Here is a 14829-nt window from a genome sequence, read left to right as displayed (position 1 = left end):
ACGTGATATAATATATATCGTTGATTGTTCGTTTTATTTCAAGAAAATCATTTTTGAATAAAATAATAGTTGGCAAAAAATAAATATGGGGTAGGAACCCGTGCGTTAAGTGCAGTGGAAACGGAATGTGAGCCACTGACGAAACATTTATGTGCGGTACGGGTTTCGCATTCACCAACCCGGTGAACGCTCCTTTAGGAGGTTCAAGAATATGAACAAGCACACAGTTTTCAAGCAGTGGGGGCTGTCTTCTTTGTCGATCCAACAGCTCGTTTTGCTAGCGGTCTTAATGGCCCTGTCGTTGGTTATCGGTAAGTTTTCAGTCATGCTGACACCAACCATCAAGATTTCTTTTGTCTTTTTGGCATCGTCTCTGATGGGACGGTTCTTCGGTCCAATCTGGACGATGCTGGTGATGGTCTTACTCGACTTCGTTAACGTGACCTTTTTTGTGGCCCATGGCGCCTGGTCGCCAATTATGGCCTTTGGCGTTGTGTTAGCTGGACTCATTTATGGTGGGTTCTTCTACCAACAGCCGCTGACAAAAACCGTTCACTGGGGTAAAATCCTGGTGGCCGTTTTGCTGATTACCTTTGTGGTTAACTTTTTAGTGAATACCTTTGCCTTGATGGTCATGTACTCACCACAACATTCATGGTCGGTCTTTTCGGCCATGTTATCAGCCCGGTTGCCAAAGCAATTGATTTTCTTCCCAATCCAGTTGATTCTAACTTATTTGGTTTTGAATAACCGTATTGTGACCCAGATTGGTCAACAATTCTTTGCACCACAGAGGAAGGAAACGGCGCAAGCTGATTCAATTCAAACAAAAGCATAAAAAATCAGGTCAATCCCAATTCGAAAACGGGATTGGCTCACGGTGCAAAGTGGCTTTTATGGTTCTCTTTGCTAGTAAACTGAAAAGGCACTCGCGTTCGATTTGAAACGTGAGTGCCTTTTTGTTGTTTGAAGCTGATTTTTAATCCTTGTTTTGGACTGGAATATCCTTGTGGGTTAAATCCATATTGCCGTGAACAAGGTGAGGGAAGACGAGGTTGTCGGACCAGGCGATAATTTGTCCCTGCAAGAAGAAGGAGACGGCCGTTCCGATGTTAATGGAAACGATACTACCCGAATAGGCCCAACAAGCCAAAGAAATACCAATGGCAAAAATAAAGTTGGAAATTTGTGCCTTGGGAGCGGAGCCCCGGAAGTAGGAGAAGCGCAGGATGTTGGTCATATCATCAATCGGATGAAGGATGAAGTTCACCCGCTGGTAAACCGAAATGGCGACTCCAACGACGGCAACACCAAAAAGATCGAGTGGGATGCGGAGCCACAGTGGGACTGTCCGAACACCCATCTGAACAAAAATGGTATTGAAAAAGCCGGCTAAAAAGGAAAAAAGAAGGCCGAAGGTGATATTTCCTAGGAAACGCTTCAAAACAAATTTTTTAGCTAAAAAGATATTGGCAATCGCAACCAAAACAGTCGTTGCTGCCAGATAAATCGAAATCGGCACTCCGGTAACGTGAGCCAAATTGGCTGCGCCGGCAGTCCACGGCGCGGAACCAAGGTTCGTTGCCACGGAGAGCCCGTTTCCAAGGGCATCAAGTGTTAGTGAAAGCAAAAAATAAAAGTAAATCTGTCGCCAACTTAATTCAAAATATCGTCCATCACGGTGGTACATAGAAGCATCCGCCTTTCCAAAAGATAAAAATCACATTATTTTTATTATAAAAGAAAGAGCCGCTAAATAAAACGGCTCTTTTCTTTCTTTTTATTTCAGTGACAGTTTGACGACGCCTTCCCAACGGGGAGTCTGAGGAAACATGTCGATTGGTTGAATAAAGTCCACTTGATAGGCAGAATCGAGGTCTGCTAAGTCACGGGCTAGCGTCGATGGGTTGCAAGAAATATAGACTAATTTTTTAGGCTTTGTCTTAAGTAAAGCCCTCTTGAAGGCATCATCCAAACCTGGTCGTGGCGGATCGACGACCACGGCAGTTGGCGCAAAGCCTTCCTTAGCCCACTTTGGAAAGACCTTTTCGGCCGTTCCGACTTCATAGAAGGCGTTTTCGATACCGTTTTCTTCAGCGTTTAGGCGAGCATCTTCAACGGCTTCTGGGATTACTTCCATTCCGCGAACTTCCTTAACCAAGAAGGCCATTGATAGCCCAAGGGTCCCAACCCCTGAATAGGCATCGACTAGGGTGTCATCCTTGTTGAGGTCCAGTGCCTTAATCGCGATTTCGTAGGTTTTGGTCATCTGCTCGTGGTTCAGTTGCAAGAAGGCCCGTGGGGAAAAGGCAAAGTTTAGTCCTAAGATTTCCTCATGGAGGTAGTCATCACCCCAAAGCTTGATGGTTTCATCACCCCAAATGAGCGATGTCTTACCAAAATTGATATTTTGGAAAATACCAGTCAGGGCAGGAATCTTTTCCGTTAGGGCATCGATGACCGCTAAACGACCAGGGAATTCCTCGACATTTGTGACCAGTACCAATTGGGCCTGGCCCTCTTGGTTGGCACGAACGATGATGGTTTTGACCAGACCGGTGTTCTTGGCCTCGTTGTAAAAGGAAACAGAAGCGTCGGACAAAATTTGGCCAACCTGACGAACGATGGCCATTGATGTTTCATCTTGGGTAGCGATTGTTGGTAAGTCCACGATATCGTGGGTGCCACGCTTGTAGAGCCCTAATTTGACTTCGCCTTTAATCTTACGAATTGGTAAGGAAGCCTTATTGCGGTAGTGGTAGGGGACGTCCATCCCAATCGTGTCGTTGATTTGATAGTGTTCAAAGCCCTTGGGTTGGAACTTTTCTAAGGCCTGCACGATTAGGTCTTTTTTGAAGGCTAATTGGGCTGGGTAAGAAAGGTGGGCGAGTTCGAAGCCACCAACCAGGTCAGCAGCCGGATCTTCTGGCGTGACGCGGTCCTGGCTTTCTTCGCGAATCGTGACAACCTTAGCCTCAATATACTTTTCGGTAAAATCAGTTACCTTAGCGGTAACGACTTCGCCTGGCAAGGCACCAGGGATGAAGACAATCTTGCGCTTAAAGTAGCCGATTCCTTCACCATTAATACCAAGGCGTTTGATGGTTAATGGGAACTTTTGCCCAATTTTGACCTCAACGGGTTGGTGGCGGTTGGAACTGTTACCCTGATTTTTTGAGTAACGGTTAGGGCGGGAGCGATTCCCCTGTCCCTGATTGCGCACTGAACTCTTTGACCGACTGACGGTCTTTTGATGAGTGTTATTTTTTTCTGCTGACATCGGTGTCATTCCTTTTCATGGTACAAAAGCGGGTTCTGATTTTATTCAATTGATTTGAGTGTGACTTGGTACGATTGTGATTTCGTCTCGTACAGCATATGAATATTTTGCATTAAAAGCAAGAGCCAAGAAATACCAAGGCCTAAAATGATGATTTCAAAGGCGGTCAAAGACAAGTAGCGAATCCCGTAGAAGAGAAAGGCGGTGACTACCATGCTGAGAGCGGTTCCTAATGAAAAGAGTTTAAATTCGCGGTTGGCATTGGGCAAAAGCCAGTAAATTAAAAGCATGGGCCCACCCGTACCAACAATTAACAAGTTGGCCGCTGTGTCATGGGCGATATGGAGAAGGCCGGGATTATTTGGAAGTGCACCGATGGCCAACAAGCACAGGGCATCAAATGTTAGAAAGACCCTTAAAATGGTCAGTCGGTGGTGCTGTTTGTAGCGCTTTTGAATAGGCACAAACAAATAGTCAATTAAAGTTCCCCAGAGGATGCCGGCAATGATTAATGTAGCGTTAAAGGTCCAGGAAAAGTGAGCCTTGGCCGTGCCCAAAAAAGAAAAATTATGCTGCCACCATAAAAGGCGCGAGTTGGTTACCATGGCCACTAGGACCCCGCAGACAATGGTAATAATCAAAAGGACCATCATAAAGGGCGTGGAAATTAGTGTGACGGTGTAAACCATTAAATAGTTGACGATACTGACAAAGACGAAAAAGAGGATGGTCGCCGTCAATCGGTCAAAGATTGCCGCCTGAAAGAGGTAGCCAATTGCCCAGAAAAAAGCAATCATGGCAAAGGCCTGAATGAGGGCGATTGAAAAAAACAGGGTTGGTGCGAGACGCGTGTCGGTTTTCTTCTTAATTAGGTCTTTTTCTTGGCGGATATTTTTGAGGTGAAGACGGATAAAGGACCCCATTCCAGTAATTTCACCAAAGAAAATCACGGCTGTTGCTAGTGAGCTGTCGCCGGTTAGCGGGATTAAAGGGTTTTTTTGCCATAAAATCCAAAAGGCAAAGGCGATGGTTGCCAAGAATGATGGCACCAAAAACCGCCGGATTGAGAGTTCCTGTTTATTGTTTTCAGTTAGGACTGGTGTCAAAGTTAAGGAAGCGTCATTGACAACTAGGCCGAGTTTGGCCCCGTCAGTTAAGTCGAGATCATTGACGGCCTCTTCTGGAATTTCGATTTCGTAACGCTGGTTGGCCATTCGGCACCCCTTTTTATAGGAAAATAGTTTTTATTTTGCTGGAATCATTATAGCTAGAACCGCTTGGCTCTAGGGCAACTACTCTATTTTAATCAAAAAATAAAAAAAATAATATAGCACACTTGTGTTATACCACATATGTGTTATAATAATAGATGTGGAGGAGGAAGAAAATGTTAGAAAAGAGATATCAAAACTGGGGTGATCAGAATGGTACGTTTTAACATTAAGGCTTATTTGATGGATAAGTCGTTAACCATTTATCGGGTTTCGAAAGAATCCGGCTATGGTTACACGACGATTCATCGGTCTTTCAATAAGGCCCAAAGCCAGGCAACTTCACTAAATATACGAGATTTAGATGCCTTAGCCCGGGCCCAGCAAATGGAAATGTGGCAAGTATTAAAGGAATTGGAAAACGGTTATCAGAAACCTGATCCAGATCAAGAATCACTCGTTAAAAATAAGCGGGATTCGAAATCCGACGGTTGAGATGACACTGCCAATTTCGAAAAGAAAGTAAATTTATATAAAGAGGAAGGTATATTAATTTATGGCAAATCAAAACGATGCATTTAACAACGGATTTAACTCAGATATGAACAATATCTTTGATAGTATGATGGGTAACTTGAATGGTTTAAACTCTGAAAACCGCCGTTATCTAATTAACGGTCGGGAAGTGACACCAGAGGAGTTTGCACAATATCGGCAAACTGGTCAGTTACCAAATGACGCACAACAAGGTCAGACAGCAGGTAATGGTCGTCCTCAGGCCGCAAAGCCAGGACAAATTAAGCAAGATGGCATGTTGGCAAAATTAGGTCGGAACTTGACCCAAGAAGCCAAGGATGGTTTGCTTGATCCAGTTATCGGCCGGAACAAGGAAATTCAAGAAACAGCCGAAATTTTGAGCCGACGGACAAAGAATAACCCTGTCTTAGTTGGGGATGCCGGTGTTGGTAAGACGGCGGTTATCGAAGGCTTGGCTCAGGCCATTGCCGCTGGGGATGTGCCAGCCGCTATCCAAGATAAGCAAATTTACTCAATTGATATTTCAGCACTTGAGGCTGGTACGCAATACCGTGGTGCCTTTGAAGAAAACGTGCAGAAGTTAATTGATGAAGTCAAGAACGCTGGTAACGTGGTCTTGTTCTTCGATGAAATCCACCAAATTCTTGGTGCTGGTTCAACCGGTGGCGAAGACGGTGGTAAGGGCTTGGCCGACATTTTGAAGCCAGCCTTGTCACGTGGCGAATTATCTTTGATTGGTGCAACGACTCAAGACGAGTACCGGAACACGATTTTGAAGAACGCCGCTTTGGCTCGTCGATTTAACGAAGTCAAGGTTAATGCTCCTTCAGCAGCAGATACGTTGAAGATTTTGGAAGGAATCGCTCCTCTTTACGAGAAGCACCACAACGTTGAATTGCCAAAGGATGTCTTGCAGGCAGCTGTGGATTACTCAGTGCAGTATATTCCACAACGGTCATTGCCTGACAAGGCCATCGATTTAATTGATATGACGGCTGCTCATTTGTCAGCTAAGAACCCAGCAACCGACAAGGTTTCTTTGGAAAAGAAGTTAGCTGATTTGAAGAAGGACCAAGAAGATGCTGTTGGTCAAGAAGACTATGAGAAGGCTTTGAAGGTTAAGAATGAAATTGCTGACGTTCAAAAGAAGTTAGATTCTGCTAAGAACGTTGAAAAGATTAAGGCAACGCCAAACGATGTTGCTCAAGCAGTTGAACGGTTGACGGGTATCCCTGTTTCACAGATGGGTGCTTCAGATATCGAACACTTGAAGCAAATCGACAAGCGCTTGGCTGGTAAGGTTATTGGTCAAGATGAGGCCGTCGACCTCGTTGCCCGTGCAATTCGTCGTAACCGTGCCGGATTTGATGAAGGAAACCGTCCAATCGGTTCGTTCCTCTTCGTTGGACCAACTGGTGTTGGTAAGACGGAGTTGGCAAAGCAGTTAGCACAAGACCTCTTCGGTTCGAAGGACTCCATTATCCGTTTGGATATGTCAGAATATTCTGATTTGACAGCCGTGTCAAAGTTGATTGGTGCAACAGCCGGTTATGTTGGCTATGACGATAATAGCAACACTTTGACAGAAAAGGTTCGTCGTAACCCTTATTCAATTGTCTTGTTGGATGAGATTGAAAAGGCTAACCCACAAGTCTTGACCTTGCTTTTGCAGGTCTTGGATGATGGTCGCTTGACGGACGGTCAAGGAAACGTGGTAAACTTCAAGAATACCGTGGTCATTGCCACTTCAAATGCCGGATTCGGTAACAAGGATGTGGAAAAGGGTGACTTGATGGACCGGTTGTCCAAGTTCTTCCGTCCAGAATTCTTGAACCGTTTCAACGGTGTGGTTGAATTCTCAGCTTTGACTAAGGACGATTTGAAGCAAATCGTCGACTTGATGTTGGCGGATGTGGATAAGACCTTGGCTAAGAAGGACTTGACGTTGCGGATTTCTGATGGTGTCAAGGAACACTTGATTGAAGATGGTTATGATGAAGCCCTCGGTGCTCGTCCATTGCGTCGAGTAATTGAGCAACAGATTCGTGATCAAGTAACTGATTTCTACTTGGATAACCCTGGTAAGAAGGCATTGTCAGCTGACTTGGTTGATGGCAAGGTTGTCATTTCAGCTATCGAAGAAGATGACGATGCAAAGTCTGATGACAAATCAGCAAAGTAATCGCTTTTAAAACGAGCCCCAGTCGCAGGTTGCGGCCGGGGCTTTTTTGTTGGCTGGGCGTGTTGAATCGGGTTTAGCCTCGCAAGCCGAGGGCTTTCGGTGAGTTTTTTCGGCAGTTCGTGGCAGCAATCAGGCGATTTTTGGTGGTTTTCTTGGCAGTTTCCGCCAGCAATCTGACGGCTTTCGGTGGACTTCTCGCGGCCCTTGGCAACAATCACAACACTTTGCTGCGATTCTGCACAAAAGTGTGCTATTCTAAAAAGGCTAGGGGAGCCATCCGCTGAGACCTGAAAAGGGACCCTTTGAACCTGAGAGTTAGCACTCGCGTAGGAAAGCCAAATACGTTGATACTAAATTAGGGCTCATTGTCCAACTCGAAACTTCTCTAGCGCGGAATACTGTTGCAGAGAAGTTTTTTGATTGGAGAAAAAATGACTACTGATGAGAAAGAAGCAGTTTTTGCTGCTATTGACCAGGGGCAAGAAGAGTTTTTACACATTCTTGAGCGTTTGGTCGCCTTTGAAACGGTTTCGCCGCCGGCACGAAATACCACCCCACTACAAGAGTGGCTGGCCAGCGAATTAGCGCAATATGGCTTGGAAACCAAACTTGAAGATTTTTATGAAAAAGACCGGTTGCTCGAAGCCAAGAAGCCGGGGAGCGCACCGGCAACCCACCACAACCTTATGTTAAATGGCCATGTTGATGTGGCCGCCTTGGAAAATCAGGACTTGTGGGAAACCGACCCCTTTGTGCTAACTAAAAAGGGTGACACCTTAATTGGCCGCGGGGTGAGTGATATGAAGGGGGCAATGGCCGCCTATGTCTTTATCTTTAAAATCCTGGCTGATTTGAACATTGATTTACCCGGTGACCTTTATCTACAGTCCGTGGTTGGCGAAGAGTTGGGCGAGGCGGGCACTAAGACTTTGTTGAACCACCATCAGAACCCCATTGACTTTGCCATCGTTGGTGATACCAGCGATACGCATTTTCAAGGGCAAGGTGGGGTAATCACGGGCTGGATTACGCTGAAGTCGCCTCATACCTACCATGATGGCAACCGGATTAAAATGGTCCAGACTGGTGGTGGCCTGAAGGCAGCTAGCATGGTTGAAAAGATGCCGGTCGTCATGAGTGCCCTCCAGCAACTTGAGCGCTATTGGGGCATCACAAAGTCCTATCCTGGCTTTGCACCAGGAACCGATACGATTAACCCGGCCTATATCGAGGGTGGTATCCACCCGGCCTTTGTGGCCGATGAATGTCGGCTGTGGATTACGGTTCACTTTTATCCTAATGAGACGGTCGAGGGAATTGAACAAGAGGTTGAAGAGGCTGTCTTGGCAGCTGCCAAGGCCGACCCATGGTTGAAAGATAACCTGCCAACTTTTGAGTGGGGCGGGGATTCGATGCTGGTTGATCAAGGTGAAATCTTCCCAGCGCTGGAATTAAATCCGGATGGCGCTGCCTTTAAAAAATTAGCGCAGGCCCATGAAGAAAACTTCGGCCAAAAGCCGGTGGTGGGGATGTCAACTTCGGTTTCCGATGGTGGTTGGTTTGGCTACTATCATATTCCGGCCGTCGTCTACGGTCCGGGTCAGCTTGTTCAAGCCCATAGCGATAATGAGTCGGCGAGTCTAGCACAACTGCAAACCTACACCAAAACGATTGCTGCCTTTATTCTTGACTGGTGTCAGAGTGAAAAATCAGAAGTGACGGATTAGTCATTGGGTTGCTGATTGCTAACTAGAAACAATGTAAAAGAAGGCACTTCGCTCGGTGGACGATACTCGAACTGGCGGAGTATCTTTTGCACAATGGGGCCGACATCTGCTAAAAAAACCGTCAAAGTAAACTTGGATGAAACGCTGTTCTTCCAATTAGCTTTGACGGTTTTTGATTGGGGATGGGGATGCTTTGTACCTTTGTTGACGTTTGGGTTGCGACTTATCTTACTTTTAACGTTTTTGGGGCGGCTGGATATACAATCCATTCAGCCTATTTTTGATTTGACTGGATCGTCGTATCAACGTCCTGGTATTCGTCGCGGAAGCGCCGGAATAAAACGGCGGCGTACCGGCAGGCTGGTTGAACTAGTTTGCCTTCCGCCCGAGCCTTGTTGACGACTTCGTCAACCAGCTGGCGCGCAATGTTTTGGCCGCGCAGGCTGGGGTCGACGAAGGTGTGGTTTAAAACAAGACTATTTTCGGCCTGATTTTCCACGTAGGTCACCTCGCCGAGTTGTACGCCGTCCTTTTCGTAGTAGAATGCTCCTGGTTTTGCAGTGATGGCCATTAGAACCTCCCAAAATGATGTGGCGGTTTAGAAATTAACCGCAATGACGTATAATAAATTAGTTAAATAATAAGTTGGTTATATGCCAGATTAATGGAAATGTAAAGGGGTTTGGAATGAAAAAGCGTGGATTTGAAATTGTCAGTCAGTATGAAAATGCCGGTCTGACCCTGCCAGCTCGGTCAACCGAACGAGCAGCGGGCTATGACTTTGCCGCAGCAACTGATATTGTCATTCCAGCACCAACAGAAGGTGTGCAAAAGCCAGTCTTGATTCCAACGGGTATCAAGGCCTATATGCAGGCAGATGAATACCTGCAATTGGTTTCACGGTCATCTTTGCCAAAGAAAAAGCACCTGGTGATGCCAAATGCGGTTGGGATTATTGATGCGGATTACTACAATAATGAACAAAACGAGGGCGAAATCATGTTGCAGGTCCTTAATATTAGCCAAGAGGACGTTGTGATTAAGAAGGGTGATCGAATTGCCCAGGGGATCTTCTTACCATATTTGCTAGCCGACCAGGATGAAGATACTATCAAGGCCGTTCGTGCCGGTGGCTTTGGTTCAACCGGGGAGGGCTAATGGCCAAAACGAAAACCCAATTTATTTGTTCCAATTGTGACTTTATTTCGGCCCGCTACCTTGGTCGCTGTCCAAACTGTGGCGAATGGGGCACTTTTGTCGAAGAAAAAATCCAACCAGAAACGACCAATCGCAAGGCACGAGTCGGTATTGACGGTAAGGTCGCTACGGTCCAAGCCATTAACGAAGTCTCTTTGGAAGATACGCCCAAGGTCACCACGGGCCTGAAAGAATTGAATCGTGTCCTTGGTGGCGGAGTTGTTGCCGGAACCTTGGTGCTAATTGGTGGGGACCCCGGTATCGGGAAGTCGACGCTTTTGCTTCAGGTTTCGGGCGAACTTTCCAACCATGGGAAGGTGCTTTATGTGACCGGTGAAGAATCGGCCTCGCAGGTTAAGTTGCGGGCGGACCGGTTAGATGTCGGTGGTCAGCAATTCTACCTTTATCCGGAAACCGATATGACGGCGGTGAAAAAGCAGGTCGAGGAAATGAAGCCGAACTTTTTGGTGATTGATTCCGTGCAGACGATGCAGGAACCTGATTTGACCTCACCAATTGGATCCGTTGCTCAGATTCGGGAAGTGACGGCTGATCTGTTGCAGATTGCCAAGACCAATAACATTACGGTCTTCATTGTTGGCCATGTGACCAAGGATGGGGCGATTGCCGGTCCAAAGATTTTGGAACACATGGTTGATACGGTTCTCTACTTTGAAGGGGACCGCCACTATAAGTACCGGATTCTGCGGGCGGTCAAAAACCGTTTTGGTGCGACAAACGAGCTCGGCATTTTCGAAATGCGTGACCAGGGACTGGTTGAGGTTGCCAATCCTTCCGAAATTTTCTTGGAGGAGCGCCTGGCCGGTGCCACTGGGTCGGCAATTGTGGCGACATTAGAGGGAAACCGGCCAATCTTAGCGGAGCTCCAGGCCCTCGTGACCCCGTCTGTCTTTGGAAATGCGCAACGGACGGCTACTGGCCTGGACCGTAACCGCGTTTCGGTCATTATGGCGGTTTTGGAGAAGCGGGCGAACCTGCTGCTACAAAATCAGGATGCCTATCTCAAGGCGGCTGGTGGTGTGAAGCTCGATGAACCAGCCATCGATTTGGCAGTCGCGGTCGCGGTTGCCTCGTCTTACCAGGATAAGGAAACTAGGGCCAGTGATGTCTTTATTGGCGAGCTGGGCTTAACCGGTGAAATTCGGTCGGTGGCTGACTTAGAAGGCCGGTTAAAAGAAGCAACCAAGTTAGGCTTTTCGCGGGCAATTGTGCCTAAGAACAACTTGGCTGGCTTGCGTTTGCCGGATGGTCTTGAGGTCGTTGGCGTGACGACGATTAAAGAGGCACTGCACCTGGCGCTTGGTGACTAGGCTGGCGGAATCGCTAGCACCTGCGGCCGATCAAACTGTTTTAAAATCAGGACCAAAACAATCCTGATTTTTTCATGAGGGCTGAAAGCCTGCCCGACTTGTTGTATACTTAAGAAAGAATTTTTCAGCGTTAGGCTGTACTGAGGAGAACAATATTCATGACTGATGACTTTCGTGTTCGTTATGCCCCATCACCAACGGGCTATCTACACATTGGAAACGCCCGAACGGCGTTGTTTAACTGGCTTTTTGCCCGCCACTACAATGGAACTTTTGTAATCCGAATCGAAGATACCGATTCTGCGCGAAACATTGAAAATGGTGAACAGTCACAGTTGGAAAACCTGAAGTGGTTAGGCTTGGATTGGGACGAAGCGCCTGATAAGCCTGGTCAGTATGGACCATACCGCCAATCAGAACGAAATGAACAGGGAATTTACCAAGAATTCATCGATGAACTCTTGGCAAAGGGCCTTGCTTATAAGTCTTACAAGACTTCTGAACAATTAGCCGAAGAACGAGCAGCACAACAGGCTGCCAAGCAAGCCCCTCACTATATCTATGAATATGAGGGCTTGACCAACGAAGAGCGCGAAGCGAAGTATGCTGAATTTGAAGCCCAAGGCTTGAAGCCAGTTGTTCGTTTCCGCGTTCCAGAAGAAAAGGTCTATGCTTGGGATGACATCGTTAAGGGTCATATCGAAATCGGTGCCAAGGAAGTTGGTGGTGACTGGGTTATCCAGAAGGCCGATGGGATGCCAACTTATAACTTTGCCGTTGTAGTGGATGACTACTTGATGAAAATTTCGCACGTTTTGCGTGGGGATGACCATGTTTCCAACACGCCAAAGCAAATGATGATCTATGAAGCCTTGGGCTGGGATGTACCAAAGTTTGGCCACATGGCCTTGATTATCAATGGTGCAACAGGTAAGAAGTTGTCAAAGCGTGACAACGATGTTTTGCAGTTTGTGGAGCAATACCGCGAATTGGGTTACCAACCAGAAGCTATGGATAACTTCATTGGGTTGTTAGGTTGGTCACCAAAGGGTGAAGACGAAATCTTCTCACTGGAAGAATTCAAGGAAATGTTTGACGAGCACCGCTTGTCAAAGGCTAACGCCAAGTTCGACCAAAAGAAGCTGGAGTGGATTAACAACCAGTGGATCCGTAAGGACAAGGACCGCATTATGCCACAGCTCTTTGATCAAATCATCGCTGCTGGCCTGATTTCAAAGGAAGACGCTGAAAAGCGTGCTGACTGGCTGAAGGAAGTTATCGAAGTCGCTGGTGTTGACGGTATTTCTTATACGAAGCAAATCGTTGACTTGGTCCGCGAACCATTCTTCCAATTAGGCGAAGTGACAGATGAAATGGTCGACTATTTGACATCGGAAGACGGACGTAAGGTCTATGACGCTTGGGAAAAGGCTTATACTGCCTTACCAGATGATGCCGATGCCGATACTTATATGGCTACCATTCGTGGTATTCAAAATGATCTTGAAATTAAAGGTCGTAATTTGTGGAACCCAATCCGAATTGCGACAACTCACCAAATTCAGGGGCCAAACCTACCTGAAATGCTTGTCTTGTTGGACAAGCCGGCCGTCTTGAAGACGATGGCTGATGTCAAGGCCAAGTACCTCGACTAAGGTTTTAAAACAGCACTCACTTTGAGTGCTGTTTTTTGTTGGTTTTGCTATAATGAGAGCAAACAATGACGATTACTAAAGTAAAAGAGGTCCGCATATGCTCCAAGTCTATAACACCTACAGCCTGGAAAAAGAAGATTTTGCCCCGCAAGAAGCAGGCAAAATTACCATGTACCTGTGTGGACCGACGGTTTATAACTACATTCATATTGGTAACGCTCGATCAGCTGTTGCTTTTGACACGATTCGCCGCTATTTGGAATGGCGTGGTTATGAAGTGAACTTCGTTTCCAACTTTACTGATTTGGGTGATAAGGTTATCGCTCAGGGTGAAAAGGAAGGCTTGACCGAGCAGGAAGTGGCCGATAAGTATGCGGCTGCCTTTGCAGAAGATACACGGCAATTAAATATTAAGCCGGCTACTAGCCGTCCACGCGCGACCGAATATATGAAAGAAATGGTCGAATTCGTTGAACGATTGCTTGAGCAAGGTCAAGCCTATGAAGTGAACGGTAATGTTTACTTTTCGACGAAGAAGTTTAAAAACTATACGGCACTCTCCCACCAAAACATGGAACAGTTAGAGGAAAATGCTGCTGGTCGCCTTGGGGAAGAAGACCAAGAAGATAAGCAGGACCCAACTGATTTTGCCTTGTGGAAGAGTGAAAGTCGGCCGGATGTCGTTGCCTGGCCATCGCCATGGGGACCGGGTCGCCCTGGCTGGCACCTTGAATGCTCGGTCATGAATGACCAGTTGTTAGGAGAAACGATTGACATTCATGCTGGTGGCATTGATCTAACATTCCCACACCATACGAACGAATTGGCGCAGTCGGAGTCATACCATCATCGGCAGTTTGTCCGTTACTGGTTGCATAACGGCTTCGTCAACGTTAATGATGAAAAGATGTCGAAGTCACTGGGAAACTTTGTTACCATCCACGACTTGTTAAAAACGGATATTGACCCGCAGGGTCTGCGTTTCTTCTTGGCCAAGACCAACTACCGTCGGGCGATTTCTTATAGTTCAGATCGTTTGGACCAAACCCAGGGTGAGCTCGATCGGTTGTACCGGGCATATCAAGGTCTCTTAGATGCCCAGGTGGTAGCGCCAACTGGTCAGGTTTCAGAACAGGTGCAAAATCAGGTAGCGGAATTGGAAGAGTCTTTCATTGAAGCGATGGATGACGACTTTAATACAGAGAACGCGGTTACCGTTATCTTTGATTTGGCAACTTTGGCTAATAAGGTGCAAAATCAGGAAACTGCAACACAGGGTGACCTAGAGTGCCTGGCTAATCGTTTGCAAACTTGGCTTGGTATCTTTGGAATTGAAAAGTTGACTCAAGAAATCATTCTTACTCCAGAACAAGAGGCTTTGTTGGCCGAACGAGCAACAGCACGTGCTGCTAAGGATTTCCAAACATCGGATGCTATTCGTGATCAACTGTTGATAACTGGCCTGGTTGTTCGTGATAGTCCACAGGGGCAAACTTGGGAATTGAAGTAAAACCGAACGTTATTGATTAAAGAAACGGATAAATTTGTTTAAATCGAACGAATTTATCCGTTTTTTTATTTAAAAAACGTCTTTAGTTTTTTAGTTAAAAAGTCTTTGCAAAACTATTGACGAACCAAGGGGTAAAGGCTATACTATTTATTGTTCGTTACGAAGCAAACGTGCTTCTAGCGAGGCGCTGGTTATCTTG

The 14829-nt window shown here is 46.4% G+C and carries 12 protein-coding genes and 1 riboswitch; of the genes, 8 read left to right on the top strand and 4 right to left on the bottom strand.

All coding sequences use genetic code 11. The features are described from left to right. Positions 1-84 precede the first annotated feature (84 nt). Positions 85-179, top strand: a riboswitch (THF riboswitch). A 32-nt stretch (positions 180-211) separates the two neighbouring features. After that, positions 212-838: a folate family ECF transporter S component gene (locus tag AOQ32_RS06460; protein WP_059394094.1), complete on the top strand. Its 627-nt coding sequence runs from the start codon at positions 212-214 to the stop codon at positions 836-838. Between the two features lie 141 nt (positions 839-979). Here AOQ32_RS06460 and AOQ32_RS06455 read toward each other — a convergent pair whose 3' ends face one another. The 3 genes from AOQ32_RS06455 to AOQ32_RS06445 all read right to left on the bottom strand — a co-directional run bounded on the left by AOQ32_RS06455 (position 980) and on the right by AOQ32_RS06445 (position 4494). Continuing rightward, entirely contained in the window at positions 980-1690 is a 711-nt protein-coding gene (locus AOQ32_RS06455) for a DUF6198 family protein (protein ID WP_059394093.1), read from the bottom strand. A gap of 90 nt (positions 1691-1780) precedes the next feature. Then, entirely contained in the window at positions 1781-3289 is a 1509-nt protein-coding gene (gene rlmD / locus AOQ32_RS06450; protein ID WP_373299357.1) for a 23S rRNA (uracil(1939)-C(5))-methyltransferase RlmD, read from the bottom strand. A 32-nt stretch (positions 3290-3321) separates the two neighbouring features. Continuing rightward, positions 3322-4494, bottom strand: coding sequence for a DUF998 domain-containing protein (locus AOQ32_RS06445; protein ID WP_059394091.1), 1173 nt, complete (start codon positions 4492-4494; stop codon positions 3322-3324). 210 nt (positions 4495-4704) lie between these two features. Between AOQ32_RS06445 and AOQ32_RS06440 the strand changes: the two genes are divergently transcribed. The 3 genes from AOQ32_RS06440 (at position 4705) to AOQ32_RS06430 (ending at position 8937) form a co-directional block, all read left to right on the top strand. Beyond that, positions 4705-4986, top strand: a complete 282-nt coding sequence (locus tag AOQ32_RS06440) for a hypothetical protein (RefSeq protein WP_059394090.1) — start codon at positions 4705-4707, stop codon at positions 4984-4986. Positions 4987-5047: 61 nt separating this feature from the next. Then, entirely contained in the window at positions 5048-7210 is a 2163-nt protein-coding gene (locus AOQ32_RS06435) for an AAA family ATPase (RefSeq protein ID WP_059394089.1), read from the top strand. A 431-nt stretch (positions 7211-7641) separates the two neighbouring features. Next, entirely contained in the window at positions 7642-8937 is a 1296-nt protein-coding gene (locus AOQ32_RS06430) for an acetylornithine deacetylase (RefSeq protein WP_059394088.1), read from the top strand. Positions 8938-9211: 274 nt separating this feature from the next. On the opposite strand, the gene AOQ32_RS06425 is transcribed toward AOQ32_RS06430, so the two are convergent. After that, complete coding sequence (locus tag AOQ32_RS06425; RefSeq protein WP_059394087.1) at positions 9212-9508, bottom strand: GNAT family N-acetyltransferase; 297 nt, start codon at positions 9506-9508, stop codon at positions 9212-9214. Between the two features lie 116 nt (positions 9509-9624). Here AOQ32_RS06425 and dut point away from each other — a divergent pair, with 116 nt between their 5' ends. The 4 genes from dut to cysS all read left to right on the top strand — a co-directional run bounded on the left by dut (position 9625) and on the right by cysS (position 14630). After that, entirely contained in the window at positions 9625-10095 is a 471-nt protein-coding gene (gene dut, locus AOQ32_RS06420; RefSeq protein WP_059394086.1) for a dUTP diphosphatase, read from the top strand. Beyond that, complete coding sequence (gene radA, locus AOQ32_RS06415) at positions 10095-11465, top strand: DNA repair protein RadA (protein ID WP_083994449.1); 1371 nt, start codon at positions 10095-10097, stop codon at positions 11463-11465. The genes dut and radA overlap by 1 nt, the downstream gene beginning before the upstream one ends. Before the next feature lie 158 nt (positions 11466-11623). Beyond that, on the top strand, positions 11624-13120 hold the full coding sequence (gltX, locus tag AOQ32_RS06410; RefSeq protein WP_059394085.1) for a glutamate--tRNA ligase: 1497 nt from the start codon (positions 11624-11626) through the stop codon (positions 13118-13120). A 97-nt stretch (positions 13121-13217) separates the two neighbouring features. Beyond that, complete coding sequence (gene cysS, locus AOQ32_RS06405) at positions 13218-14630, top strand: cysteine--tRNA ligase (RefSeq protein ID WP_059394084.1); 1413 nt, start codon at positions 13218-13220, stop codon at positions 14628-14630. The last annotated feature ends 199 nt before the right edge of the window (positions 14631-14829 follow it).

The organism is Fructobacillus tropaeoli (assembly GCF_001047135.2).
In the GTDB taxonomy this organism is placed as follows: Bacteria; Bacillota; Bacilli; order Lactobacillales; family Lactobacillaceae; genus Fructobacillus; species Fructobacillus tropaeoli.
This window is presented reverse-complemented; position numbering and strand designations above follow the sequence as displayed.

Coding starts and splice junctions, on each gene's coding strand:
- AOQ32_RS06460 (WP_059394094.1), top strand. CDS start 212: ATGAACAAGCACACAGTTTTCAAGCAGTGGGGGCTGTCTTCTTTGTCG.
- AOQ32_RS06430 (WP_059394088.1), top strand. CDS start 7,642: ATGACTACTGATGAGAAAGAAGCAGTTTTTGCTGCTATTGACCAGGGG.
- gltX (WP_059394085.1), top strand. CDS start 11,624: ATGACTGATGACTTTCGTGTTCGTTATGCCCCATCACCAACGGGCTAT.
- AOQ32_RS06445 (WP_059394091.1), bottom strand. CDS start 4,494: ATGGCCAACCAGCGTTACGAAATCGAAATTCCAGAAGAGGCCGTCAAT.
- AOQ32_RS06440 (WP_059394090.1), top strand. CDS start 4,705: ATGGTACGTTTTAACATTAAGGCTTATTTGATGGATAAGTCGTTAACC.
- AOQ32_RS06435 (WP_059394089.1), top strand. CDS start 5,048: ATGGCAAATCAAAACGATGCATTTAACAACGGATTTAACTCAGATATG.
- AOQ32_RS06425 (WP_059394087.1), bottom strand. CDS start 9,508: ATGGCCATCACTGCAAAACCAGGAGCATTCTACTACGAAAAGGACGGC.
- dut (WP_059394086.1), top strand. CDS start 9,625: ATGAAAAAGCGTGGATTTGAAATTGTCAGTCAGTATGAAAATGCCGGT.
- rlmD (WP_373299357.1), bottom strand. CDS start 3,289: ATGACACCGATGTCAGCAGAAAAAAATAACACTCATCAAAAGACCGTC.
- AOQ32_RS06455 (WP_059394093.1), bottom strand. CDS start 1,690: ATGTACCACCGTGATGGACGATATTTTGAATTAAGTTGGCGACAGATT.
- cysS (WP_059394084.1), top strand. CDS start 13,218: ATGCTCCAAGTCTATAACACCTACAGCCTGGAAAAAGAAGATTTTGCC.
- radA (WP_083994449.1), top strand. CDS start 10,095: ATGGCCAAAACGAAAACCCAATTTATTTGTTCCAATTGTGACTTTATT.